Raw genomic sequence first — 23,946 nt, forward strand, 5'->3', positions numbered from 1 at the left:
GACATGACCGACACTCCCAACGCCAATCTGTTCGCCGTGCTGCGCGCGGCCTTTCCCTCCGACCTCGACGCGGTCGCGGTCGAGACCGACGACGGCCTGCGCTATTCGTGGCGCGACCTGGACCGCGCCAGCGCCATGATCGCCAACCTGCTGGACGCTCTGGACCTCGAGGCCGGCGCCCGCATCGCGGTCCAGGTCGAGAAGTCGGTCGAAGCGATGATGCTGTACCTGGCGACCCTGCGCGCCGGCTATGTCTTCCTGCCGCTCAACACCGCCTACCGGGGCGCCGAGATCGAATACTTCATCGGCAACGCCGAGCCGGCCGTCGTGGTCTGCAGCAGCGCCAACGCATCCTGGGTGGCGCCGATCGCCACCGCGGCGGGCACCCGCCATGTCTTCACGCTGGACGACGACCGCAGCGGCACCTTGCTCGAAGTGGCGGCCCGCTGCAGCGACCGCCACGCGATCGCTGCGAAGCAGGAGGACGATCTCGCCGCCATCCTCTACACCAGCGGCACCACCGGCCGCAGCAAGGGCGCGATGCTCACGCACCGCAACCTGTCGTCGAACGCCGAGGTGCTGAAGGACTACTGGGGCTGGCGCAGCGGCGACGTGCTGATCCACGCGCTGCCGATCTTCCATGTGCACGGGCTCTTCGTCGCCATCCATGGCGCGCTGATCAGCGGCAGCCGCATGATCTGGCTCAACCGCTTCGACCCCGCCCGCGTGGTGGCCCGGCTGCCCGAGGCGACGGTCTTCATGGGCGTGCCCACCTTGTACGTCCGGCTGCTGGCCGAGCGCGGGCTGACGAAGAAGGCCTGCCGCCGGATGCGGGTCTTCATCTCCGGCTCGGCGCCGCTCCTGATCGACACCTTCGATGCCTGGCGCGAGCGCACCGGCCACACCATCCTCGAGCGCTACGGCATGAGCGAGACCGCGATGCTGACTTCCAACCCCTACAGCCCGGTCCAGGGTGCGCGGCGTGGCGGCACGGTCGGCTTTCCGCTGCCCGGCGTGCAGCTGCGGGTGCGCGACGATGCCGGCGCGCCTTGCCCGACCGACGAGATCGGCCACATCGAGGTCGACGGGCCCAATGTGTTCGCGGGCTACTGGCGCATGCCCGAGAAGACCCGGGAGGAGTTCACCGCCGATGGCTACTTCAAGACCGGCGACGTCGGCAAGATCGACGGTCTGGGCTACGTCACGATCGTCGGCCGCAGCAAGGACCTGATCATCAGCGGCGGCTACAACGTCTATCCGGCCGAAATCGAAGGCTTCATCAACGAGTTGGCCGGCGTCGCCGAGAGCGCGATCGTCGGCGTGCCGCATGCCGACTTCGGCGAGGTCGGCGTGGCCATCGTGACGGCACGCCCCGGTGCCGCGATCGACGGCGAGGCGATCATTGCCGAGCTGAAGCAAAAGCTGGCCAACTTCAAGATTCCGAAGCGCTGCTTCGTGGTCGACGAACTGCCGCGCAACGCGATGGGCAAGGTGCAGAAGGCGCTGCTGCGGGAGCAGCACAAGGCCTTGTTCAAGGCCTGAGGTCGCGCCCTACTGGACCAGCAGCACGGAGATGTCGGTCTCGGCCACCACCTTGGTCGCGACCGAGCCCATCAGCGCCCGGCCGAACAGGCCGTGGCCGTGCGTGCCCATCACGATCAGTTCGGCGCCGGACTCGGTGGCGGCCTTGAGGATTTCCTCGGCGGCATGGCCATGGCGATGGTCGACCCTGTATGCCGTGATGCCGGCGCCCGCCAGCGTCGCCTTGACCGGATCGAGAACCTTGGCCGTTTCCTCGGCGTAGTAGTCGCGCACGATCTCCTTGCTGAGATGGCGGGTCACGTGGCCGGGCACGCCGATGCACACGTGCACCACGACGAGTTCGTTGCCGTCGATGAACATGGCGCGGTTCTTCGCCAGGTAGTCGATGGCTTTCTGGGTGTGCGCGCTGCCGTCGACGGCGATCAGGATCTTCATGCGAGGCCTCTCGTTGTTCTGAATGGGATGACGGGGCCGGACTCAGCGCAGGACCAGGACCGGCAGGTCCGAATGGGTGAGCACATGCTGGGTCTCGCTGCCCAGCAGCAGGCGCTTGATGCCCTGGCGCCCATGCGAGGCCATGACGATCGTGTCGCTCTCGTGCTTCTTCGCGGCGGCGATGATGGCGTCGCCGACCAGGTCGGCGCTGACCGTCGACGTCTTGACCTTGACGCCGCTGGCTTCGGCCTGTTGGGCGATCTCGTCGAGCGACGCCTGGGCCGCCTCGGCCCATTGCTTCTCGATCCGCCCGATGTCCTCGGGCGTGAACACGGCGGCACCGTCGAAGTAGTTGGTCGGGTAGCGTGGCACCACGGTCAGGGCAACCAGCTCGGCGCCGTTCTGCGCGGCCAGCGCGATGGCGCTCGCCACCGCCTTCTTGGACAGGGGGGAGCCGTCGGTGGCGACCAGGATTCGCTTGAACATGAATGCTCCTGTGGTTGGACCGCCAACAGCTTAATACAAGGGTCGCCGGGACGGTCCTGATTCACATCAAGCCGACGGGGGAAAGCGCCGCCGCCTGCCGCCGCGCAGCCATTTTCTCGAACTGGCGGGCCGAAAAAAAGCCACGGCGCCTGTCGCGGGGCCGTGGCTTTCGATGAAAGGTGTCTGCGAGTGTGAGCCGAACCCGCATCCTGAACCAGGGTTCAGGTGGGCGAGGTCAGCAAGGCTTCGGGTTCATCTGACGCGAGATGATCACACCCGCCAAGCGATGTTCCAAGCCCTGCTCCGGAGAGCATTGGTACAAGGAAATATAGAGCCCAGCTTCGCACCGCAGACGAAGCGTATTTTACGCCCGCTGCCGCCGGCGCGCCCAGGCTTCAGAGTAAATGTCCGTCGCCGGCGAGGGCCTGGTCGAGGCGCTGGACCAGCTGCGCGGCGCGGGCTTCGTCTTCGGCCGTGGCGGCGGGCGCTGCGGCAGGCGGCGCAGGCGGCGCGGGCGCGGCTTCGCGCTGCACCAGGTCGAACGCGAGGTTCAGCGAGGCCAGCACCGCGATCCGGTCGCGCGCCTTGACCTTGCCGGCATCGCGGATCTTGCACATGGCGGCGTCGACGCGTTCGACCGCTTCGCGCAATTGCGGCTCGCCGCCTTCGGGGCAGCCGAGCAGGTAGCTCTGGCCCATGATCTGGACTTCGATTTGTTTCATCAGGGAGCGCTGGCGTCTTGGCCGGGATCGGCGGGCAGGTGGTCGAGCAGGGCATCGAGCCGCGTGCGCGCGGCGGCAAGCCGCGATTTGAGGGTGTCGCGTTCGCGCGTGAGCGCGTCGACCTGGTCCTGGAGCAGCGCATTGGTGCGCTGTACTTCCTCATGGCGCACGAGCAGGCGTTCGACGCGCTCGGCGATCTGGTCAATACGGCTCGGTGCAGGCATGGAGGACGATTGTAGTTACCGGCGCCGGCGGCTTGGCATCGTCGCGCGCAAGGCGGGTGCCGGGAAACCCTACAATTCCGCGGTTGGTGCTCGCGCCGCGGTTCACGCGGCGCAGTTCAACGGGAAGCAGGAGGCGGAGCCCATCGGGCCGAGCCAGCCTGCGCTGCCCCCGCAACGGTCAAGCAGTCGGCATCTTCGGATGCCACCTTCGTCAATCAGCCACTGGGCGCCCTGAAACAGGCACCTGGGAAGGCGGCGAGGGCCGCGCTGCCAGCCCGGATACCGGCCAACGAGGCGGCCGCCGCATGGAGAGAAGCATGACGGCAGCCATGACGTCCAACCGCCGGCGGGGAAGCCGGCGACGGGCATTGATCTTTGTCGCTTCCATGAAATCTGTCCCTTCTTCCAACTGCGCCGCTCGCAGCGCTTGGCCGTGCCCCCCCGCGCGTGCCCATGCCATCGCGCTGGCGATCGTATCGTTGACCGCGCTGCCGACCCTGGCCTCGGCCCAGGACGCCGCCACCCCGGCCCTGCCCGAGACGGTGGTGACGGCGACACGCACGCCGACCCGCATCGACGAGCTCGTGTCGGACACCGTCGTCATCGAACGGGCCCAGATCGAGCAGCAGGCCAGCCGCACCCTGCCCGAGATCCTGGCCCGCATGGCGGGCGTGCAGATCTCGGCCAACGGGGGCCCGGGCAAGGGCAGCAGCGTGTACATCCGCGGCGCCGAGGCGCGCCACACGATCCTGCTGATCGACGGCGTGCGCTACGGCTCGGCCACGCTCGGCACGCCGGTCTGGGACAACATCCCGGTCGAGCTGATCGACCGCATCGAAGTGGTCAAGGGACCCGGCTCGGCGCTCTACGGCAGCGACGGCGTCGGTGGCGTGGTGCAGATCTTCACGCGCAAGGCGGCACCGGGCGAGCCGGTGTTCGACCCGCGCGCCTCCACCACCCTCGGCAGCGACAGCTACAAGCAGATCACCGGCGGCTTCAGCGGCGCCGCGGGCGCGGCGACCTACTCGCTCGACGTCACGCGCACGCTGGTCGACAGCTTCTCGGCCACCAACCGCAACGTGCAGTTCGGCAATTTCAACGCCGATCGCGATCCGTTCTCGCAGACCGGTGCCAACGCGTCGTTCGGCTACCAGTTCACGCCGGACTGGAAGTTCGACGCCGGCGTGCTCTACGCCGATGGCCTGAACCATTACGACGACGGCCCCGGCCGCGACACGCGCGGCACCCTGCGCAGCCAGACGGGTTATGCCGGGGTCAATGGCCGGGTGCTGTCGAACTGGACCACCCAGCTGCGCTATTCGCGCAGCGAAGACGACACGCGCGCCATCGTGGCGGCGCCGTTCAACCTGCCGGGCCTGTTCAACACGACGCAGGACCAGTACCTCTGGCAGAACGACATCGCGACCCCGATCGGGACCGTGGTGGCCGGGCTCGAGCGGCTGGAACAGAAGGTCAAGAGCGACATCGCCTACACGGTGACCGAGCGCACGATCGACGCCGGCTTCGTCGGCCTGAACGGCAATGCCGGCGCCCACAGCTGGCAGCTCAACGCGCGCCACGACAGCAACTCGCAGTTCGGCGACGACGACACCTGGTATGCCGGCTACGCCTACCGCATCACGCCGAACTGGCGCGTCAGCGTCTCGCACGGCACCAGCTTCGTGGCGCCGTCGTTCAACCAGCTCTACTACCCGGGTTTCGGCAACCCGGCGCTCAAGCCGGAAGAGGGCAAGAACACCGATGTCGGCCTCACCTGGACCGAGGGCGTCCACACCGTCAAGCTGGTCGGCTACGACAACAAGATCCAGGGCTTCATCACCAACACGACACTGCCGCAGAACATTCCCGAGGCCCGCATCACCGGCGGCACGCTGAGCTACGACGGCCAGTTCGACGCCGTGGGCCTGCATGCCAGCTACGACTCGCTCGACCCGCGCAACGAGGTCAGCGGCAAGCAGCTGCCGCGCCGGGCCAAGAACCAGGCGACGCTGGCGATCGACTACACCACCGGCCCTTGGAAGTTCGGGGCTTCGGCCCTGAGCGTGGGCAGCCGCTTTGACGACGTGGCCAACACGCGCACACTCGGCGCCTACACCACGATCGACCTCTATGTGGACTACCGCTTCGCCAAGGACTGGTCGGTGCAGGGCCGCATCACCAACCTGACCGATGAACACTACGAGACCGCCTATGGCTACAACCAGGCCGGATTCGGCGCCTACCTGACCCTGCGGTGGCAGCCGAAGAAATGAGCGCAGCGCCGGGCCGCCCCCAGCAAGCTCGCGCCCCCTCGGGGGGCAGCGAGGACACGGAAGTGCCGAGCGTGGGAGCTTCAATGAACATCGCGCGCCGCGAACTGATCCTCGGCGGTCAGAAGAGCGGCAAGTCGCGCCGCGGCGAGCAACTGGCCGCGGCGTGGCTGGCGCGCTCGCCCTCGCACCGCGCGGTGCTGGTGGCGACCGCGCGGGCGCTCGACGAGGAAATGCTGGCGCGCGTGACCCGCCATCGCGAGGATCGCGCGGCGCGCCTGCCGGCCTTGGAAACGGTCGAGGAGCCGGTGGCGCTGGCACAGGCGATCCGCGAGCACGCCGCGCCCGGCACGCTGGTGCTGGTCGATTGCCTCACCCTCTGGCTGACCAACCAGATGATGCCTCTAGGCGCGCCGCGTGCGTCGCTGGCGGCCGACCGCGCGGTCGCCGAGCTGCTGCGGGCGATCAACGAGTCGCCCGGCCCGCTGGTCCTGGTCGGCAACGAGATCGGTCTCGGCGTGATTCCGCTGGGCCGCGAGGTGCGCGCCTTCGTCGACGCCCTGGGCCTGCTCAACCAGCAGGTCGCCGCCACCTGCGAGCGCGTCACGCTGATGGCCGCCGGGCTGCCGCTGACCCTGAAGGAAGCGCCATGAAGCGGATCGCCCGGCTCTGGTTCGCCGGCTGGCTGTGCGCGCTGGCGCTGGCGGCCCAGGCGACGGTCGTGGTCGACGAGCGCGGCGTGCGTATCGACCTGCCGCGGCCGCCGCAGCGCGTCGTGACCGTGCTGCCGTCGCTGACCGAATCGGTCTGCGCGCTGGGCGCCTGCGACCGGCTGGTGGGAGTCGACCGCTATTCGAACTGGCCGGCGTCGGTGCGGGCGCTGCCGCAGGTCGGCGGCGGCATCGATCCGAACGTCGAGGCCATCGTCGCGCTCAAGCCCGACGTGGTGCTGCTGGCGAAATCCTCGCGCGTCACCGACCGGCTCGAGGCGCTGGGCCTCAAGGTGGTGGTGCTCGAACCCAAGAACCATGCCGATGTCCGGCGCGTGCTGGACGCGCTCGCCGGGGTGCTCGGCACGGGCGACGCCCCGGCGGTCTGGCGCGCCATCGATGCCAGCGTCTCGGCGGCGGCCCAGTCGCTGCCCGAGCGGGTGAAGCGCACGCGGGTGTATTTCGAGATCAACAGCGCCCCGTATGCGGCCGGCGAAGCCTCCTTCATCGGCGAGACCCTGGCGCGGCTGGGTGCCAGGAACATCGTGCCGGCGGCGCTGGGGCCGTTTCCCAAGCTCAACCCCGAGTTCGTGGTCCGCGCCGATCCCGACCTCATCATGGTCGGCGAGCGCAGCGCCCAGGGGCTGGAGCAACGGCCGGGCTGGGGCCGCATCAAGGCCGTGCGCGAAGGCCGGATCTGCCGCTTCACGGCCGAGCAGTCGGACGTGCTGGTCCGGCCCGGGCCGCGCATGGGCGAGGCGGCGCGCCTGATGGCCGGCTGCCTGCAGGAGCACGGGTGAAGGGGCAGCAGCGCCGCGCCTGGGGGCTGGGCATCGTGCTGGTGGCGCTGGCCGGCGCGCTGCTGGTGCTGGGCACGGGCATCGGCAGCACGGGTTTCGAGAACCTGCTGGCGGCCGGCGACGACCCGGTGGCGCTGCAGATCGTGCGCGACATCCGGCTGCCGCGCACGCTCGGTGCGTGGCTGGCGGGCGCGCTGCTGGGGCTGGCGGGCGCGGTGGCGCAAGGGCTGTTCCGCAATCCATTGGCCGATCCCTACCTGCTGGGCAGCGCCTCGGGCGCTTCGCTCGGCGTCGCGCTGGCGCTCTCGCTCTTCGGCCTGTCGCCGACCAGCACGCAATGGGTGGTGCGCCTGGGCCTGACCGGCGCGGCCTTCCTCGGTGCGGTGCTGGCGGTGCTGCTGACCTTGCTGCTGGCGCGCGGCGTCCAGCAGACCCTGCGGCTCTTGCTGGCGGGCGTGATCGTCGGGGTGGTGCTGGGCGCCGCCAAGGATCTGCTGACCATCGCCTCGGCCGACATCCTGCAGGCCATCCAGGGTTTCATGCTCGGCAGCACCGGACTGGTCGGCTGGAGCGCCTGCGCCGTGATGGGCGGGCTCGGCGCGGTCTGCCTGCTGCTGGGGTGGGCGTTGGCGCCGGTGCTTGACGGCCTGGCGCTCGGCGAGTCGACGGCGGCCAGCCTCGGGCTGCCGCTCGGCGCCATGCGCGCCGCGCTGGTCGCGGTGCTGGCGCTGGCGACCGGCAGCGCGGTGGCGCAGACCGGGCTGATCGCCTTCGTCGGGCTGGCGGCGCCGCACCTGGTGCGCTCGGTGGTCAAGACCACCCATGGGCGCCTGATCGTGCTGTCCAGCGCGATGGGCGGCCTGCTGCTGATGGCGGCCGACCTGCTGGCGCGCTGGATGATCGCGCCGCAGGAGCTGCCGGTCGGCGTCCTGACCGCGGTGCTGGGCGGCAGCTATCTGCTGTGGCTGATGCACCGGCGCAGCGCGCGGGGCGGCCTGTGAGCACGCCGGCCGCGCTCGAGGCCCGCGGCGTGACGGCCCGGCTGGGCCTGGCCGAGGTGCTGCACGGCATCGACCTCTCGCTGGCGGCGGGGCGCTGGACCAGCATCGTCGGGCCCAACGGCGCCGGCAAGTCGACCTTGCTCAAGGTGCTCGCCGGCCTGCTGGTCCATGGGGGCGAGGTGCGCCTGCATGGGCAGCCCTTGAGCACGCTCCCGGGCCGGGCCCGGGCGCAGCGGCTGTCGTGGCTGGGCCAGGGCGTGGCGGGCGAGGGCAGTGCCGACGACCTGACCGTCTACGACGTCGCGATGCTCGGCCGCCTGCCGCACCAGCGCTGGCTGGCGGCCCCGAGCGCGGCCGATCGGGCGGCGGTCGAGCGGGCCCTGCGCAGCACCCAGGCCTGGGACTGGCGCGAGCGGCCGCTCGGCCAGCTGTCGGGCGGCGAACGCCAGCGGGTGCTGCTGGCGCGGGCGCTGGCTGTGGAGGCCGGACTGCTGCTGATGGACGAGCCGCTCGCCAACCTCGACCCGCCGCACCAGGCCGACTGGATGCGCACGGTGCAGGCGCTGGTGGCTGAAGGCAAGACCGTGGTCAGCGTGCTGCACGAACTCAACGCCGCGCTCGCCGCCGATGCGATGGTCGTGATGGCGGCGGGCCGCGTGACCCACCACGGCGGCTGCGGCGAGGCCGCGACCCATCGGGCGCTCGAAGCGGTGTTCGACCACCGGATCGCCTTTCACCACGTGGCGGGCCAGTGGCTGGCCGTGCCGCACTGACAACCGACACCCATGCAAATCGAGACTCCGCCCAGCGAGAAACCCTACGAGAAGCCCGAAGGCGAGCGCCGCGGGCTGGTGATCGTCAACACCGGCGACGGCAAGGGCAAGAGCACCGCCGCCTTCGGGCTCGCCCTGCGCGCCCACGGCCGCGGCAAGGCCGTCAAGATCTACCAGTTCATGAAGGTGCCGAGCGCGCGCTTCGGCGAGCACCGGATGTTCGAGCAGCTCGGCATCCCGATCGAAGGCCTCGGCGACGGCTTCAGCTGGAAAACCCAGGACCTGGACCATTCGGCGCAGCTGGCGCGCGACGGCTGGGAGCGGGCCCGCGCCGCGATCCTTTCGGGCGCGCACTTCCTGGTCGTGCTCGACGAGATCACCTATCCGCTGATCTATGGCTGGCTGCCGCTCGAGGGCGTGCTGGAGACGCTGCGCGCGCGGCCGAAGCAGGTGCACGTGGTGCTGACCGGCCGCCGCTGTCCGCCCGAGATCGTCGAGCTGGCCGACACCGTGACCGAGATGCGGATGGTCAAGCACGCGTTCAAGGCCGGCATCCCCGCCCAGCGCGGGATCGAGGATTGAGCGCCATCGCCGCCCTCTGGCTGGCGCTGGCCATCGACCGATGGTTTGGCGAGCCGCCGGCGCGCTGGCATCCGGTAGTCTGGATCGGCCGCTACCTGGGCTGGGCCGGCCGGTGCGTCGCACCGCCGGCCGAGGCGCCGGCGCGCGCGCGGGCGGCCTTTGCCGGCGGCGCGCTCGCCTGGTGTGCCGGTGCCGTGCTGGTCGCGGCCGCCGCCTGCGCGCTCGCCGAGACGGTGAGCCGGCTGCCGGCCTGGGCCGGCCTGCTGCTGACCGGCGTCGCCCTGAAGCCGCTGCTCGCTTGGCGCATGCTGCGCGACGAGGTGCTGGCGGTCGAGGCCGCCCTGGGCCGCTCGCTCGACGAAGGCCGCGGCCGGCTGGCGCGGCTGGTGAGCCGCGACGTGGGCGCGCTGGACACGGTCGGCGTGCGCGAAAGCGCGATCGAATCGCTGGCCGAGAACCTCAACGATTCGCTGGTGGCGCCGCTGTTCTGGTTCGCGCTGTTCGGCCTGCCGGGCGCGGCGCTCTACCGCTTCGCCAACACCGCGGACGCGATGTGGGGCTATCGCGGCGAGCGCGAAGGCCGGCAGTGGACCTGGGCCGGCAAGTGGGCCGCCCGCGCCGACGACCTGCTGTCGTGGCTGCCAGCCCGCCTGACGGCCCTGTTCCTGTGGGGTGCGTCGGCGGCGCCGGGCGCAGGGCTCGGGACCTTGCGCCGCGAAGCCGGCCGGACGCCGTCGCCCAACAGCGGCTGGCCCATGGCCGCGATGGCGCTTCGGCTGGGCATCCGGCTGGCCAAGCCCGGGGTCTATGTGCTGAATGAAGGCGGCCGCGCCGCCGCTGCGGCCGACACCGCGCAGGCGGCGCGGCTGGCCGCCCGCGGGGTGGCGCTGGCGGGCGCCGGCGCCACGGTGGCGATCGGCTGCCTGGCGCTGCGGGGCGTGGCATGAGGGGCTCCGAGATGTTCGAGTTCATGCACGGCGGACCCGACGCCCAGGGCGCGGTCCCGCACGATTTCTCGACCAACGGCAATGCCTGCGGGCCCTGTCCCGCCGCGCTGCAGGCGCTGCAGGCGGTGGACGCCAGCCGCTACCCCGACCCGCACTACCTCGACCTGCGCGAGCGCCTGGCCGGCTTCCACGGCGTCGAGGCCCGGCGGGTCGTGATCGCCGCCAGCGCCAGCGAATTCATCGGCCGTGTCACGGCCGCCGTGTCGCAGGGCGGCGGGGGGCGGGTTCGGCTGCCGCGGCACGGCTACGGCGACTACGCGCGGGCCGCCAAGGCCTGGCATTTCCAGCCGGCGGTGGCCGACGGCGCGGCCGACCTGGTCTGGTGCTGCGACCCCGGCAGCCCGTTGGGGCAGCCGGAGGAGGACCTGGCCGGCCGCGTGGACCGGCTGGCTCTCCACGCCACCTGCGTGCTCGACCTGGCCTACGAACCGCTTCGCCTCGACGGCGCGCTGGCGCTGGACGCGGGGCAGCGCGACCGCGTCTGGCAGCTCTGGACCCCCAACAAGGCGCTCGGGCTGACCGGCGTCCGGGCCGCCTACGCGATCGCCCCGGTGGCGGCGCAGGAACTGGGCGCGCGACTGGCGCGGCTGGCGCCGTCCTGGCCGCTCGGCGCCCATGGCGTGGCCCTGCTCGAGGCCTGGACCGGCGCGGCGGCACGGCGGTGGCTCGACGACAGCCTGTGCACCCTGCGGGCCTGGAAGGCGGCGCAGCGCAGCGCGTGCGAATCGCTGGGCTGGCGCCTGCTGCCCGGCGACGCCAACTTCTTCTGCGCCGAGCCGGAGCTCGCGCTGACGCCGGCACGCAGCGCGGCGCTGCGGCAGGCGGGCGTCAAGCTGCGCGACACGGCCTCGTTCGGGCTGCCGGGACTGGTGCGGCTGGGCGTCCTGCCGCCCGCCAGCCAGGAGGCGCTTCGGCAGGCCTGGCGCGCCGCGCGGCGCTGAATCAGATCCGCTGCAACTGGGGGTGCTGGGCGAACAGCTCCGCCGCCCAGTCGACGAAGGCGCGCACCTTCGCGCTCAGGTGGCGGTTGGGCGGGTACACCACGTGCACCGGCAGCGGCGGCCGTGTCCAGTCGGGCAGGATCTGCACCAGTTCGCCGCTGGCGATGAAGGGCTCGGCCATGTAGGTGATGACCTGCGACAACCCGAAGCCGCCCAGCACCGCCGTCATGTGGGCGTTGCTGTCGTTGACCGAGACGCGGTAGGGCCCGGTGATCTCGAACTTCTCGTCGCCCCGGTGGAACTCCTCCGGAAACATGCGCCGCGTGCTGCCCGAGAAGAAGCCCACCACCAGGTGGCGCTTCTCGATGTCCGTGGGATGCTGCGGAGCGCCGTAGCGCTTCAGGTAGGCCGGCGAGGCCACCGTCATCCAGGGCAGGTTGCCGATCCGGCGCGCCACCAGCGACTGGTCGGTCAGGTCGCCGCCGCGGATCACGCAGTCGACGTTGTCGGAGATCAGGTCCACCGCCCGGTCGCTGACCCCGACGTCGACCTGGATGTCGGGGTAGCGGTCGCAGAAGGTCGCCAGGGCCGGCAGGATCACCAGCCGGGCCATCGACGAGCCGACGTCGATGCGCAGGCGGCCCGTCGGGTTGGACTGGGCGTTGGTCATGCTGGCCTCGATGTCGTCGAAGTCGTTCAACAGCCGGGCGGTCCGTTCGTAGTAGGCAGCGCCGTCGGGCGTGACCGTGACGCGCCGGGTGGTGCGGTTGAGGAGCTTGACGTGCAGCCGCGACTCCAGCGCCTGGATCTGCTTGGTGACCGTGCCCTTGGGCAGGCCGAGCGAATCCGCGGCGCGGGTGAAAGTGCCGGCTTCGACGACGCGGACGAATATCCGCATGCCCTGGATCTGGTCCATCTATGCTGCTCCTGGGGGTGGCGGAATGCCTTGGGGGAGCGGATTCTCACACGCGCTCCGGCCGCGATTGTTAGTCGGATGGAAACAGAGTGGGGCCCGGTGTCTGTTTGAACCCACCCTGCGCCGCCTTATATTTCGTTCATCGTCCATCCACCGAGGTCGTCCATGTCCAGCCGTTCCATTGAGCAACCCGTTGCCGCCGCCTCCACGGCGGCTGCCCGGGGCGCCGAGACCGATATCCGCATCGAATTGCCGGATCGGGAGCCGGTGCAGGCCCGCCTGTACGGCGTGCGGCCGCGCGGGGCGACCGTGCCGCTGGTGCTGCATTTCCATGGCGGCACCTTCGTCTGCGGCGACCTCGACAACGGCCGCAACGTGGCCCGGCTGCTGGCCGGTGCCGGCGCCGTGGTGGTCTCGCTGGACTACCCGCTGGCGCCCAAGGCGCCGTTCCCGGAGCCGATCGAGGTCGGCTTCGCGGCGCTCGAATGGCTCTACAAGCAGCGCGCCAAGCTGGCCGGCAAGGGCGCCGAGGTGTTCCTGGCGGGCGAGGAGGCCGGTGGCAACCTGGCAGCCGCGGTGGCGCTGATGGCGCGCGACCGGGCCCACCCGCCGTTGGCCGGCCAGATCCTGCTGTCGCCGATGCTGGACCCCTGCGCCGGCACCGCGTCGCTGCGCCAGGCCACGGGCGACGCCACCCAGTGCAAATGGGCCTCGGGGTGGCAGGAATACCTCAAGCGCCCGGTCAATGCGACCCATCCCTATGCGGTGCCGGGCGGGTCGCTCCGGCTGGCGCAGGTGGCGCGGACCCTGGTGCTGGTCGGCAAGGACGACCCGATGCGCGACGAGGCGCTGAACTTCGCGCGCCGGCTCGGCGAAGCCGGCATCGCGGTCACCAGCAGCGTGCTGCCCGGCGCGGCGAACTGGCCCGAGGCGCTCTACGAACCCGAGGGTTCGGGCTGCGCGGCCTGCGAGGCGGCGGTGCAGAAGCACTTCCGCGACTTCTTCAGCGCGGCGCCACCGCCGCACTGAGCGACGGCGCACGGCAGGCCGTGCGCCGCAGGTTCCGGTCACACGGAACTCCCTGAACAGACCGAGGTGAAGGCACCTCGAAACCGACGGCGCCAGTCCGCCGCGGGGCGGCGTTCGCCCCGCAACTTTTTCCCTACCGCTGTCCTGCGCCACCCGCGCGGGAGGGCGGCGTGTTTTCCAAGCGTCACCCCAAAGGACCTTCATCATGTCGAACCCTCAACCTTCCTCCCCGGCCCGACGCCGCCTCTGGCCCGCCGTGACGGGCGTCACGGCGCTGGTGGCGATCGCCTGCGCCGCGCTCGGCTTCCACAGCCTGCATGCCCAGGCCAGCGACGCCACGGCCGTGGCGGCGCCGCGTGCCACGCCGGTGTCGGTGGCGACGGTGGCCGCGACCGAAGTCAACACCTGGGACGAGTTCTCGGGCCGGCTCGAGGCGGTCGAGCGGGTCGACGTGCGATCGCGGGTGGCCGGCGCCGTGCAGGCGGTGCACTTCCGCGAAGGGGCGCTGGTCAAGCAGGGCGAACTGCTGATCACCATCGACCCGGCGCCCTATGCGGCCGAAGTGGACCGTGCCGAAGCCCAGGTCGCCTCGGCCCAGGCCCGCGTCTCGTTCACGCGCAGCGAGCAGGAGCGCGCCCGCCGCCTGTGGGACGAGAAGGCGATCGCCCAGCGCGAGCTCGACGAGCGCACCAATGCCGGCCGCGAGGCCGAGGCCAACCTGCGCGCCGCCCAGGCCTCGCTGCAGAGCGCGCGCCTGAACCTCGGCTACACCCAGGTCCGGGCCCCGGTCGCGGGGCGCACCGGCAAGCTCGAGGTGACGGTCGGCAACCTGGTCGCGGCCGGTCCCGGCGCGCCGGTGCTGACCACGCTGGTGTCGGTCAGCCCGATCTATGCGAGCTTCGATGCCGACGAGCAGGTCGTGGTGCGGGCCCTGAAGGAGATGCCCGGCGGCGCCAGTGCGCGCGGTCGCATCGAGGGCATCCCGGTGCAGATGGGCACCGCGGCCAGCGACGGCACGCCGTTCCAGGGCCGGCTGCAGCTGATCGACAACCAGGTCGACGCCAAGAGCGGCACGGTGCGGGTGCGCGCCGCCTTCGACAACGCCGACGGCGCCTTGATTCCCGGCCAGTTCGCGCGCATCCGCATGGGCCAGGCGCGCAACGACACGGCCCTGCTGGTCAACGAACGGGCGGTCGGCACCGACCAGAACAAGAAGTTCGTGCTGGTGGTCGGCGCCGACAACAAGGCCGAGTACCGCGAGGTCGCGCTGGGCGCGCCGGTGGATGGGCTGCGGGTGGTCACCAAGGGCCTGAAGGCGGGCGAGCGGGTGGTCGTCAACGGCCTGCAGCACGTGCGCCCGGGCGCACTGGTGGCGCCGCAGGCGGTGGGCATGGACGCCAAGGCCGAACTGGCGCCGCCGACGCAGCGCGTGGCGGACGCGAAATCCTGATCCCGCGGGCGGGGGAAACATCATGAATCTATCCAAGTTCTTCATCGACCGGCCGATCTTTGCCGGCGTGCTGTCGCTGCTGATGCTGATCGCCGGCCTGATCGCGCTGCGCGGGCTGCCGATCTCCGAGTACCCGGAAGTGGCCCCGCCGTCGGTGGTGGTGCGGGCCCAGTACCCGGGCGCCAATCCGAAGGTGATCGCCGAGACCGTGGCGACGCCGCTGGAGGAGTCGATCAACGGCGTCGAAGGCATGCTCTACATGGGCAGCCAGGCGACCACCGACGGTGTGATGACGCTGACCGTCACCTTCAAGCTCGGCACCGACCCCGACAAGGCGCAGCAGCTGGTGCAGAACCGCGTCTCGCAAGCCGAGCCGCGGCTGCCCGAGGAAGTGCGCCGGCTCGGCGTCACGACCGTGAAAAGCGCACCCGACCTGACGATGGTGGTGCACCTGGTGTCGCCCAACGACCGCTACGACATCAACTACCTGCGCAACTACGCGGTGCTGAACGTCAAGGACCGGCTGGCGCGCATCCCCGGCGTCGGGCAGGTGCAGATCTTCGGCGGCGGCGAGTACTCGATGCGGGTCTGGCTCGATCCGCAGAAGGTGGCGCAGCGCGGCCTCTCGGCCAGCGACGTGGTGGCCGCGATCCGCGGCCAGAACGTGCAGGCCGCGGCCGGCGTGGTCGGCGCCTCGCCGGGCCTGTCGGGCGTCGACATGCAGTTGTCGATCAATGCCCAGGGCCGCCTGCAGAGCGAGGAAGAGTTCGGCGACATCATCGTCAAGACCGGCACCGACGGCGCCGTGACGCGGCTGCGCGACATCGGCCGCCTCGAGATGGGCGCGGCCGACTACTCGCTGCGCTCGCTGCTGAACAACGACGCGGCGGTCGGCATCGGCGTGTTCCAGGCACCGGGCTCCAACGCGCTGGACATCTCGCGCGACGTCCGCAAGACCATGGACGAGATCGCCAGGAACATGCCCGAGGGCGTGGAGTTTCGCATCGCCTACGACCCGACCCAGTTCGTGCGGGCCTCGATCGAATCGGTGGTCCACACGCTGCTGGAGGCGATCGCGCTGGTGGTGCTGGTGGTGATCCTGTTCCTGCAGACCTGGCGCGCCTCGATCATCCCGCTGCTGGCGGTGCCGGTGTCGGTGATCGGCACCTTCGCCGTGCTGCACCTGCTGGGCTTCTCGATCAACGCGCTGAGCCTGTTCGGGCTGGTGCTGGCGATCGGCATCGTGGTCGACGACGCGATCGTGGTGGTGGAGAACGTCGAGCGCAACATCGAGGCCGGCCTGACGCCGCGCGAAGCCACGTACCGCGCGATGCGCGAGGTGTCGGGGCCGATCATCGCGATCGCGCTGGTGCTGGTCGCGGTGTTCGTTCCGCTGGCCTTCATCAGCGGGCTCACGGGCCAGTTCTACCGCCAGTTCGCGGTCACGATCGCGATCTCGACGGTGATCTCGGCGATCAACTCGCTGACCTTGTCGCCAGCGCTCGCGGCGCTGCTGCTGCGCAGCCACGACGCGCCCCGGGACGCGCTGACGCGCGGCATGGACCGGGTCTTCGGCGGCGTCTTCCGCGGCTTCAACAAGCTCTTCCACCGCGGCGCCGAGGCCTACAGCGGCGGCGTGCGGCGCGTGATCTCGCGCAAGACGCTGATGCTGGTGGTCTACCTGGCGCTGGTCGGCGTCACCTTCGGCCTCTTCAAGGCGGTGCCCAGCGGCTTCGTGCCGGCGCAGGACAAGCAGTACCTGATCGGCTTCGCGCAGCTGCCCGACGGCGCCACGCTGGACCGCACCGAGGACGTGATCCAGCGCATGGGCGAGATCATGAAGAAGAACCCGAACGTCGAGGACGCGATCGCCTTCCCGGGCCTGTCGATCAACGGCTTCACCAACAGCTCCAACTCCGGCATCGTGTTCGCGACGCTCAAGCCCTTTGCCGAGCGCAAGCGGGCCGACCAGAGCGGCGGCGCCATCGCCGGCCAGCTGAACCAGCAGTTCGCCGGCATCCAGGAGGCCTTCATCGTGATGTTCCCGCCGCCGCCGGTGGCCGGGCTCGGCACCACGGGCGGCTTCAAGCTGCAGCTGGAGGATCGCGCATCGGTCGGCTACGAGGCGATGGACGGCGCGGTCAAGGCCTTCATGGCCAAGGCCTCGCAGGCGCCCGAGCTCACGGGCCTGTTCACCAGCTGGCAGGTCAACGTGCCGCAGCTCTACGCCGACATCGACCGCACCAAGGCGCGGCAGCTCGGCGTGCCGGTGACCGACATCTTCGACACCATGCAGATCTACCTCGGCAGCCTGTATGCGAACGACTTCAACAAGTTCGGCCGCACCTACAGCGTGCGGGTCCAGGCCGATGCGCCGTACCGCGCCCGCGCCGAGGACGTGGGCCTGCTGAAGGTGCGCTCGACCTCGGGCGAGATGGTGCCGCTGTCGGCGCTCATGAAGGTCAATTCGAGCTTCGGGCCGGAACGCGCCATGCGCTACAACGGCTACCTGGCCGCCGACGTCAACGGCGGGCCGGCACCGGGCTATTCCTCGGGCCAGGCGCAGGACGCGATCGAGCGCATCGCGGCCGAGACCCTGCCCAAGGGCGTGAGCTACGAATGGACCGAACTGACCTACCAGGAGATCCTGGCCGGGAACTCGGCGCTGCTGGTGTTCCCGCTGGCGATCCTGCTGGTGTTCCTGGTGCTGGCGGCGCAGTACGAGAGCCTGACCCTGCCGCTGGCGATCATCCTGATCGTGCCGATGGGCATCCTGGCCGCGATGACCGGCGTCTGGCTGTCCCACGGCGACAACAACGTCTTCACGCAGATCGGGCTGATCGTGCTGGTCGGGCTGAGTGCCAAGAACGCGATCCTGATCGTGGAGTTCGCGCGCGAACTCGAGTTCGCCGGGCGCCCGCCGATCCAGGCCGCGATCGAGGCCAGCCGGCTGCGGCTGCGCCCGATCCTGATGACCTCGCTGGCCTTCGTGATGGGCGTGCTGCCGCTGGTGCTCGCCACCGGCGCCGGCGCCGAGATGCGCTCGGCGATGGGGGTGGCGGTGTTCGCCGGGATGATCGGCGTGACCGCCTTCGGCCTGTTCCTGACGCCGGTTTTCTATGTCGCGGTGCGAAAGATGGCCGGCAACCGCCCGCTCAAGCTGCATGGCGAGGTGCCGCACGTCGATGCCTTCGTGTCGGCCGACCATCCGGCCGGCGGCGGCGGCGCGGGCGGCGGACTGCACCCTGCGCCTGCCGCACCGCTGCATGACAACGTCTAGGCCCTCCTGCCTTCCCAAAGAAAGTCGATCATGAAATCAACCATCGAAACCCGAGGCGGGACCTGGCGCGCCACGCTGCTGCCCTTGCTCGCCGCGCTGGTGCTGGCCGGCTGCGCGACCGCGCCGGCCGAACTGCCGACCTTCACCCCGCCGGCCCAGTTCAAGGAGCAGGCCGCCGACACCCAGGGCAACTGGACCCGGACCCAGCCGGCCGAGGCGCAGCCGCGCGGCGACTGGTGGCGCAGCTTCAACGACCCGGTGCTCGACCGGCTGGTCGAGCGCGCGGACGCCCGCAACACCAGCATCCAGGCGGCGGCGGCGCGGCTGGCCGAGGCGCGGGCCCTGGCGCGCAGCACCGATGCCGACCGCGCGCCGCAGATCGGCCTGGGCGCCGGGGCCTCGCGCAGTGCCGGGCTCGACCGGAACCAGAGCCCGCGGCCCTCGACCCTGGTGCGGGCCGGCGTCGATTTCTCCTACGAACTCGATCTGTTCGGCAAGCTCTCGGGCGCCAGCGATGCCGCGCGCCTCGACGCCGATTCGCGCGCCGGCCTGCTGCAGAGCACGCGCCTGCTGGTCCAGGCCGAGGTGGCCCAGACCTACCTGGCGCTGCGCGCGGTCGATGCCGAGCGGGTGCTGGTGCGCGACACGGTCGCGGCCTACCGCGACACGCTGCGCCTGACGCAGAGCCGCGAGCGGGCGGGCGACGTGGCCGAGCTCGATGTGGCGCGGGTCGAGACCGAGGTCGCTTCCAACGAGTCCGATGCGATGACGCTGGACCGCCGCCGGGCCGAACTGGAGCACGCCCTGGCGGTGCTGGTCGGCGACCTGGCGTCCGACTTCGACGTCGGCGCCGGCGAGTGGTCCACCGCCTTGCCGACGATCCCGCCGGGCGTGCCCGCCACCGTGCTGACCCGCCGGCCCGACATCTCGGCGGCGCAGAAGTCGGTGCTGGCGGCGCAGGCGCGGGTCGGCGTCGCGCAGGCGGCCTGGTTCCCCGACATCGCGCTGACCGGCGGCGGCGGCTATGCCTCCTCCGACATCGGCGACCTGCTGAAGTGGTCGGCGCGCTCCTGGGGCATCGGGGCCTTGCTGGCGCTGCCGGTGTTCGACGGCGGCCGGCGCGAGGCGGGCGTGCAGGGCGCGTCGGCGCAGCTCGACGGCGCACTGGCCAGCTACCGCACGCAGGTGCTGGTCGCCTTCAAGGAAGTGGAGGACCAGCTGTCGTCGCTGCGCATCCTCGCCCAGCAGTCTGGCGTGCAGGCCAAGGCCGTGGCGTCGGCCGAGCGCGCCACCACGCTGTCGGACTCGCGCTACCGCAACGGCATGATCAGCCAGCTCGACCTGCTCGACGCGCGCCGCAGCGAACTCAGCAACCGGCGCCAGGCGCTGCAGGTGAAGTCGGCGCAGTACCAGGCGACCGTGGGCCTGATCCGGGCGCTGGGCGGCAGCTGGGATGCGCAGGCGGTGGCGCTCGCGCCGCCGGGCGACCGGCAGGCGCAGGTGGCGGCGCGCTGAGCGGCCCCGGCCGTGCGGCCGTTCAGCGCCCCATCGGCAGGCCGTGGAAGGCGCTGTGCGCCCAGCCGTCGGGATCGGCCAGCTTGCGCAGCTGGTGCGCGCCCATCACGAGCGCGTTCGCGTAGCTGGCCTGCGGGTTGGCGGCGCAGTAGATGCCGGTGTAGTGGATCGCTTCGGCGGCGTCGCTGGGGAGGGCTTCCAGGATCACCCAGAAGAACTGGTTCTTGTCGCGCTCTTCGACCGTGAGCGCTATGTCGCGTAAGCCTGGCATTCGCCGTGGTTCCCTTTTTTCGTCATGGCGTCGAAGGTAAGGGTGAAATGCATGAATGCTTTAGGATTCATTTCAAGCCGGTTGCGGGGATCGTGAGGAAGATCACGTAAAGGACAATCGCGCTCATGAATTCCAAAGTGCCAGGCGGCCGGGCCCGCTGCGTCATGGTCCTCGGCACCACCAGCGGCGCCGGCAAGAGCTGGCTGGCGACCGCGCTGTGCCGCTGGTTCGCGCGCCAGGGCCTGCGGGTGGCGCCGTTCAAGGCGCAGAACATGAGCAACAACGCCCGCGTGGTGGCGGGCGGGGAGATCGGCAGCGCCCAGTACTTCCAGGCGCTGGCGGCGCGCGCCGAGCCCGATGTGCGCATGAACCCGCTGCTGCTCAAGCCCGAGCGCGACACCCACAGCCAGGTGGTGCTGATGGGGCAGGTGAGCCCCGAGCTCACGGCCTTGCCCTGGCGCGGACGCAGCGAGCGCGTGTGGCCGCAGATCGCGCAAGCGCTCGATGCATTGCGTGCCGAGAACGACGTGGTGGTCATCGAGGGCGCGGGCTCGCCCGCCGAGATCAACCTGATGGCCAGCGACATCGTCAACCTGCGCGTGGCGCGGCACGCCGATGCGCGCTGCCTGCTGGTCACCGACATCGACCGGGGCGGGGCCTTCGCGCATCTCTACGGCACCTGGGCGCTGATGCCGGCTGCCGACCGCGCTTTGATCGCCGGCTTCGTGCTCAACAAGTTCCGCGGCGATGCCGCGCTGCTCGCGCCGGCGCCGCAGGAACTGCAGGCGCTGACCGGCGTGCCGACGGTGGCGACGCTGCCCATGTGGTGGCAGCACGGCCTGCCGGAAGAGGACGGCGTCTTCGACGACCGCAGCGTGGCGACGGGCGGCGCGGTCACGCGCACCATCGCCGTGGTCGCCTATCCGCGGATCAGCAACCTGGATGAATTCCAGCCGCTCAAGAACATCGCCGGGGTGCGCCTGCGCTGGGCCCGCAGCCCGGCCGACGTGGCCGGCGCCGACTGGATCATCCTGCCCGGCTCGAAGAACACGAGCGGCGATCTCGCCTGGCTGCGCGCGCAGGGCCTCGATCGCGCGGTGGCGGCGCATGCGGCCCGCGGCGGCGCCGTGCTCGGCATCTGCGGCGGGCTGCAGATGCTCGGCGAGGCGCTGATCGATCCGCACGGGGTCGACGGCAACGGGCCGGGGCTCGGGCTGCTGCCGGTGGTCACCGTCTTTGCCGCCGACAAGACCGTTCGCCACCGCGAGGCGACGTTCTCGACGCTGACCGGCCCGTGGGCCGCGTTGTCCGGCCTGCGCGTGCGCGGCTACGAGATCCATCATGGCCGGACGGCCGAGCATGCCGCCATGGCGGCCGCCGGCGACCGTGCCACGGCGGTCATGGCAGACGATCTCGCGTGGCAGAACGGTGCCGGCCATGTGCTCGGCCTCTACCTGCACGGCCTCTTCGAGGACCCCGGGGCGCTCCAGGCGATGTTCGGCGTCGAGGCGCGTACCCTCGACGCCGTGTTCGACGGCCTGGCCGATCACATCGATTCCCACTTTGAACCGGGCGTGCTGCGCGCCCTCATCGAATGACAACGCTTCAACTTCCCCCCATCGACAGCATCGACGACACCGCCTTCGCGGCACGACTGCAACAGCTGCTCGACAACAAGACCAAGCCCGTCGGCGCACTCGGCCGGCTGGAGGCGCTGGCGCTGCGCGTCGGGTGCATCCTCGGCAGCCAGGCGCCGGTGCTGGAGGCGCCGCAGATGCTGGTCTGCGCCGGGGACCACGGACTCGCGGCGCGCGGCGTGTCGGCCTATCCCAGCGACGTGACCTGGCAGATGGTGGAGAACTTCCTGGCCGGCGGCGCGGCCGTGAGCGTGCTGGCCCGGCAGCATGGCCTGAACCTGACGGTGGTCGATTGCGGCGTGCGGCACGACTTCGCGCCGCGCCACGGGCTGCTGGTGCGCAAGCTCGCGCCGGGCACCGCCGATGCCTCCGTGGGGCCGGCGATGAGCATGGCGCAGTGCGAGCAGGCGATCGCGAACGGCATGGCGCTGATGCGCGATCTGCCCGGCAATGCGGTGCTGCTGGGCGAGATGGGCATCGGCAATTCGTCCGCGGCGGCGATGCTGCTGGCCCGGATTTCCGGCCAGGACATCGATGCCTGCACCGGCGCCGGGACCGGCCTCGATGCCGCCGGGCGGGCCCACAAGCGCAAGGTGCTGCGCGGCGTGCTCGAGTTGCACGCCGCGGCCACCGACCCGCTGGCCGCGTTGGCCGCCTTCGGCGGCTTCGAGATCGCCACGTTGGTGGGCGCGGTGCTGCAGGCGGCGCAGGAGCGGCGGGTGATCGTGCTCGACGGCTTCATCGCCAGTGCCGCGGTGCTGGTGGCGCGCGCGCTGCGCCCGCATGTCGTGCAGCGCTGCGTCGCGGCGCACGAGTCGGCCGAGCCGGGTCACCGGCTGTTGTTGAACTGCCTGGAGCTGCAGCCGCTGCTGCAGCTGGACCTGCGCCTGGGCGAAGGGTCCGGTGCGGCGCTGGCGTGGCCATTGCTGGCGTCCGCCTGCTGCATCCTGCGCGAGATGGCGAGCTTCGAATCGGCCGGTGTTTCGAGGCAGGAGCCGGCATGAACGGCGTGCGCCACTTTCTGCTGGCGCTGCAGTTCTTCACCCGGGTCCCGGTCACCGGGTCGCTCGCGGGGTGGGTCGGGTTCAGCCCGGCGATGCTGCGCGCGAGCGCGGCGCATTTCCCGGGCGTCGGCTGGCTGGTGGGTGCCGTCGCCGCCGGCGTGTTCTGCATCGCGCAGGCCGGGCTTCCAGGCTTCGCCGGCGCGCTGGTGGCGGCGGCGCTGTCGACCATCGCCACCGTGCTCCTGACCGGCGCGTTCCACGAGGACGGCTTGGCCGACGTCGCGGACGGCCTCGGCGGTTCGGCCGACCGCGCGCGGGCGCTGGAGATCATGAAGGACTCGCGGATCGGCGCCTTCGGCGCGATCGCGCTGGTGCTGGCGCTGGGCCTGAAGGTGCTGCTGCTGGGGATGCTGGCGGGGCAGGGCGCACCGAACCTGGTGCTCGCGCTCGTGAGCGCCCATGTGCTGTCGCGCCTGGCGCCGCTGTTCCTGATCCGCTGGCTGCCCTACGTGGGGGACGAGAACGCGGCGAGCAAGTCGAAGCCGCTGGCCGACGCGATCGGCCATGGCGCCTTGCTGGTCGGCGTGGCGTGGTCGCTGCCGGCGGTGGGCTGGCTGGTGATGGCGCACGGCACCCTGCGGGGATTGGCGCCGGTGCTGCTGTGCGCGCTGGCCGCGTGGCTGGTCGCACGGCTGCTGCGGCGCCGGCTGCGCGGCTTCACGGGAGATGGCCTCGGTGCCACGCAGCAGGTGTGCGAACTGGCGATCTACCTTGCCCTGGCGTGGCAGGCATGAGGCTGCTGCTGGTGCGCCATGCACGGACCACTGCCGTCGATGGCTTCTGCTACGGGCGAACGGATGTGCCCGTGCTGCCCGAAATGACCCGTGCCGTGGCTGAGCGCGTGGCGCCGCTGCTGCCCGAGGGGGTTGCGCTGAGCTGTTCGCCCTTGTCGCGCTGCGCGGATCTGGCGCAAGCCATCGTCGCGCTGCGTCCCGACCTGGACGGGGTCGGCGCCGACCCGCGCATCGCCGAGATGGACCTGGGCGGGTGGGAAGAGCGGCTCTGGTCGGCCATCGACCGTGCCGAGATCGACGCCTGGACGCGCGAATTCGCGGACTTGCGCGCGGGGCGCAGCGGGGAGAGCACGCGGCAGTTCATGCGGCGGGTGGGCGAGGCCTTCGATGCCTGGCGCGCCGGCGGCCGCGATGCGGTCTGGATCACGCATGCCGGCGTGATTCGTTGCGCCTGGTTGCTGCGCGATGGCGTCCGTGCCGTCGAACGGTCCGATCAATGGCCGGGCCAGCCGATCGCTTTCGGCGAGTGCGTCACGATCGACATGTGAATGGCGGGC

23 protein-coding genes and 1 riboswitch are annotated in these 23,946 nt (G+C 71.1%); of the genes, 17 read left to right on the forward strand and 6 right to left on the reverse strand.

The window, feature by feature from the left end; translation table 11 throughout:
• Positions 1-3: 3 nt before the first annotated feature.
• Positions 4-1,542 carry a malonate--CoA ligase gene (locus QTI33_RS02835; protein WP_286504233.1) on the forward strand — a complete coding sequence of 513 codons (1,539 nt, stop codon included), beginning with the start codon at positions 4-6 and terminating at the stop codon, positions 1,540-1,542.
• A gap of 9 nt (positions 1,543-1,551) precedes the next feature.
• Here QTI33_RS02835 and QTI33_RS02840 read toward each other — a convergent pair whose 3' ends face one another.
• The 4 genes from QTI33_RS02840 to QTI33_RS02855 all read right to left on the reverse strand — a co-directional run bounded on the left by QTI33_RS02840 (position 1,552) and on the right by QTI33_RS02855 (position 3,409).
• A complete protein-coding gene (locus tag QTI33_RS02840) occupies positions 1,552-1,977 on the reverse strand; it encodes a universal stress protein (protein WP_286504234.1) in 426 nt (141 codons plus the stop codon).
• A gap of 42 nt (positions 1,978-2,019) precedes the next feature.
• On the reverse strand, positions 2,020-2,463 hold the full coding sequence (locus QTI33_RS02845) for a universal stress protein (protein ID WP_286504235.1): 444 nt from the start codon (positions 2,461-2,463) through the stop codon (positions 2,020-2,022).
• A gap of 395 nt (positions 2,464-2,858) precedes the next feature.
• Entirely contained in the window at positions 2,859-3,185 is a 327-nt protein-coding gene (locus QTI33_RS02850; RefSeq protein ID WP_286504236.1) for a cell division protein ZapA, read from the reverse strand.
• Positions 3,185-3,409 (reverse strand): DUF904 domain-containing protein, encoded by a 225-nt coding sequence (locus tag QTI33_RS02855; protein WP_286504237.1) that lies wholly within the window; start codon positions 3,407-3,409, stop codon positions 3,185-3,187. Before QTI33_RS02855 ends, QTI33_RS02850 begins: the two co-directional genes overlap by 1 nt.
• A gap of 69 nt (positions 3,410-3,478) precedes the next feature.
• Positions 3,479-3,714: riboswitch (cobalamin riboswitch) on the forward strand.
• Between the two features lie 174 nt (positions 3,715-3,888).
• Here QTI33_RS02855 and QTI33_RS02860 point away from each other — a divergent pair.
• The 8 genes from QTI33_RS02860 to QTI33_RS02895 all read left to right on the forward strand — a co-directional run bounded on the left by QTI33_RS02860 (position 3,889) and on the right by QTI33_RS02895 (position 11,493).
• Positions 3,889-5,682: a TonB-dependent receptor domain-containing protein gene (locus QTI33_RS02860; RefSeq protein ID WP_286504238.1), complete on the forward strand. Its 1,794-nt coding sequence runs from the start codon at positions 3,889-3,891 to the stop codon at positions 5,680-5,682.
• A gap of 83 nt (positions 5,683-5,765) precedes the next feature.
• Positions 5,766-6,332 carry a bifunctional adenosylcobinamide kinase/adenosylcobinamide-phosphate guanylyltransferase gene (locus QTI33_RS02865; protein WP_286504239.1) on the forward strand — a complete coding sequence of 189 codons (567 nt, stop codon included), beginning with the start codon at positions 5,766-5,768 and terminating at the stop codon, positions 6,330-6,332.
• A complete protein-coding gene (locus QTI33_RS02870; RefSeq protein WP_286504240.1) occupies positions 6,329-7,189 on the forward strand; it encodes an ABC transporter substrate-binding protein in 861 nt (286 codons plus the stop codon). Before QTI33_RS02865 ends, QTI33_RS02870 begins: the two co-directional genes overlap by 4 nt.
• The gene (locus QTI33_RS02875) at positions 7,186-8,190 is read left to right on the forward strand and encodes a FecCD family ABC transporter permease (protein WP_286504241.1); all 1,005 of its coding nucleotides are present in this window, start codon (positions 7,186-7,188) and stop codon (positions 8,188-8,190) included. Before QTI33_RS02870 ends, QTI33_RS02875 begins: the two co-directional genes overlap by 4 nt.
• On the forward strand, positions 8,187-8,963 hold the full coding sequence (locus tag QTI33_RS02880; protein ID WP_286504242.1) for an ABC transporter ATP-binding protein: 777 nt from the start codon (positions 8,187-8,189) through the stop codon (positions 8,961-8,963). Before QTI33_RS02875 ends, QTI33_RS02880 begins: the two co-directional genes overlap by 4 nt.
• A gap of 12 nt (positions 8,964-8,975) precedes the next feature.
• Positions 8,976-9,545, forward strand: coding sequence for a cob(I)yrinic acid a,c-diamide adenosyltransferase (gene cobO / locus QTI33_RS02885; protein WP_286504243.1), 570 nt, complete (start codon positions 8,976-8,978; stop codon positions 9,543-9,545).
• The gene (gene cbiB, locus QTI33_RS02890; protein WP_286504244.1) at positions 9,542-10,492 is read left to right on the forward strand and encodes an adenosylcobinamide-phosphate synthase CbiB; all 951 of its coding nucleotides are present in this window, start codon (positions 9,542-9,544) and stop codon (positions 10,490-10,492) included. The genes cobO and cbiB overlap by 4 nt, the downstream gene beginning before the upstream one ends.
• The gene (locus QTI33_RS02895) at positions 10,489-11,493 is read left to right on the forward strand and encodes an aminotransferase class I/II-fold pyridoxal phosphate-dependent enzyme (protein WP_286504245.1); all 1,005 of its coding nucleotides are present in this window, start codon (positions 10,489-10,491) and stop codon (positions 11,491-11,493) included. Before cbiB ends, QTI33_RS02895 begins: the two co-directional genes overlap by 4 nt.
• Position 11,494: 1 nt before the next feature.
• Here QTI33_RS02895 and QTI33_RS02900 read toward each other — a convergent pair whose 3' ends face one another.
• The gene (locus tag QTI33_RS02900; RefSeq protein WP_286504246.1) at positions 11,495-12,409 is read right to left on the reverse strand and encodes a LysR family transcriptional regulator; all 915 of its coding nucleotides are present in this window, start codon (positions 12,407-12,409) and stop codon (positions 11,495-11,497) included.
• A gap of 165 nt (positions 12,410-12,574) precedes the next feature.
• Between QTI33_RS02900 and QTI33_RS02905 the strand changes: the two genes are divergently transcribed.
• The 4 genes from QTI33_RS02905 to QTI33_RS02920 all read left to right on the forward strand — a co-directional run bounded on the left by QTI33_RS02905 (position 12,575) and on the right by QTI33_RS02920 (position 19,683).
• Complete coding sequence (locus tag QTI33_RS02905; RefSeq protein ID WP_286504247.1) at positions 12,575-13,438, forward strand: alpha/beta hydrolase; 864 nt, start codon at positions 12,575-12,577, stop codon at positions 13,436-13,438.
• 205 nt (positions 13,439-13,643) lie between these two features.
• Positions 13,644-14,888 carry an efflux RND transporter periplasmic adaptor subunit gene (locus tag QTI33_RS02910; protein ID WP_286504248.1) on the forward strand — a complete coding sequence of 415 codons (1,245 nt, stop codon included), beginning with the start codon at positions 13,644-13,646 and terminating at the stop codon, positions 14,886-14,888.
• A 22-nt stretch (positions 14,889-14,910) separates the two neighbouring features.
• Positions 14,911-18,168, forward strand: coding sequence for an efflux RND transporter permease subunit (locus tag QTI33_RS02915; protein WP_286504249.1), 3,258 nt, complete (start codon positions 14,911-14,913; stop codon positions 18,166-18,168).
• Between the two features lie 30 nt (positions 18,169-18,198).
• Positions 18,199-19,683 carry an efflux transporter outer membrane subunit gene (locus QTI33_RS02920; protein ID WP_286504250.1) on the forward strand — a complete coding sequence of 495 codons (1,485 nt, stop codon included), beginning with the start codon at positions 18,199-18,201 and terminating at the stop codon, positions 19,681-19,683.
• Positions 19,684-19,705: 22 nt separating this feature from the next.
• On the opposite strand, the gene QTI33_RS02925 is transcribed toward QTI33_RS02920, so the two are convergent.
• Positions 19,706-19,954 carry a hypothetical protein gene (locus QTI33_RS02925; protein WP_286504251.1) on the reverse strand — a complete coding sequence of 83 codons (249 nt, stop codon included), beginning with the start codon at positions 19,952-19,954 and terminating at the stop codon, positions 19,706-19,708.
• A gap of 125 nt (positions 19,955-20,079) precedes the next feature.
• Here QTI33_RS02925 and QTI33_RS02930 point away from each other — a divergent pair, with 125 nt between their 5' ends.
• Genes QTI33_RS02930 through QTI33_RS02945 form a run of 4 tightly spaced genes read left to right on the forward strand, consistent with a single transcriptional unit; the run spans position 20,080 to position 23,937 of the window.
• Positions 20,080-21,552: a cobyric acid synthase gene (locus QTI33_RS02930; protein ID WP_286504252.1), complete on the forward strand. Its 1,473-nt coding sequence runs from the start codon at positions 20,080-20,082 to the stop codon at positions 21,550-21,552.
• Complete coding sequence (cobT, locus tag QTI33_RS02935) at positions 21,549-22,595, forward strand: nicotinate-nucleotide--dimethylbenzimidazole phosphoribosyltransferase (RefSeq protein ID WP_286504253.1); 1,047 nt, start codon at positions 21,549-21,551, stop codon at positions 22,593-22,595. Before QTI33_RS02930 ends, cobT begins: the two co-directional genes overlap by 4 nt.
• Positions 22,592-23,389: an adenosylcobinamide-GDP ribazoletransferase gene (locus tag QTI33_RS02940; protein WP_286504254.1), complete on the forward strand. Its 798-nt coding sequence runs from the start codon at positions 22,592-22,594 to the stop codon at positions 23,387-23,389. The genes cobT and QTI33_RS02940 overlap by 4 nt, the downstream gene beginning before the upstream one ends.
• The gene (locus QTI33_RS02945) at positions 23,386-23,937 is read left to right on the forward strand and encodes a histidine phosphatase family protein (protein WP_286504255.1); all 552 of its coding nucleotides are present in this window, start codon (positions 23,386-23,388) and stop codon (positions 23,935-23,937) included. Before QTI33_RS02940 ends, QTI33_RS02945 begins: the two co-directional genes overlap by 4 nt.
• The last annotated feature ends 9 nt before the right edge of the window (positions 23,938-23,946 follow it).

Source organism: Variovorax davisae (genome assembly GCF_030316845.1).
GTDB lineage: Bacteria > Pseudomonadota > Gammaproteobacteria > Burkholderiales > Burkholderiaceae_C > Variovorax > Variovorax davisae.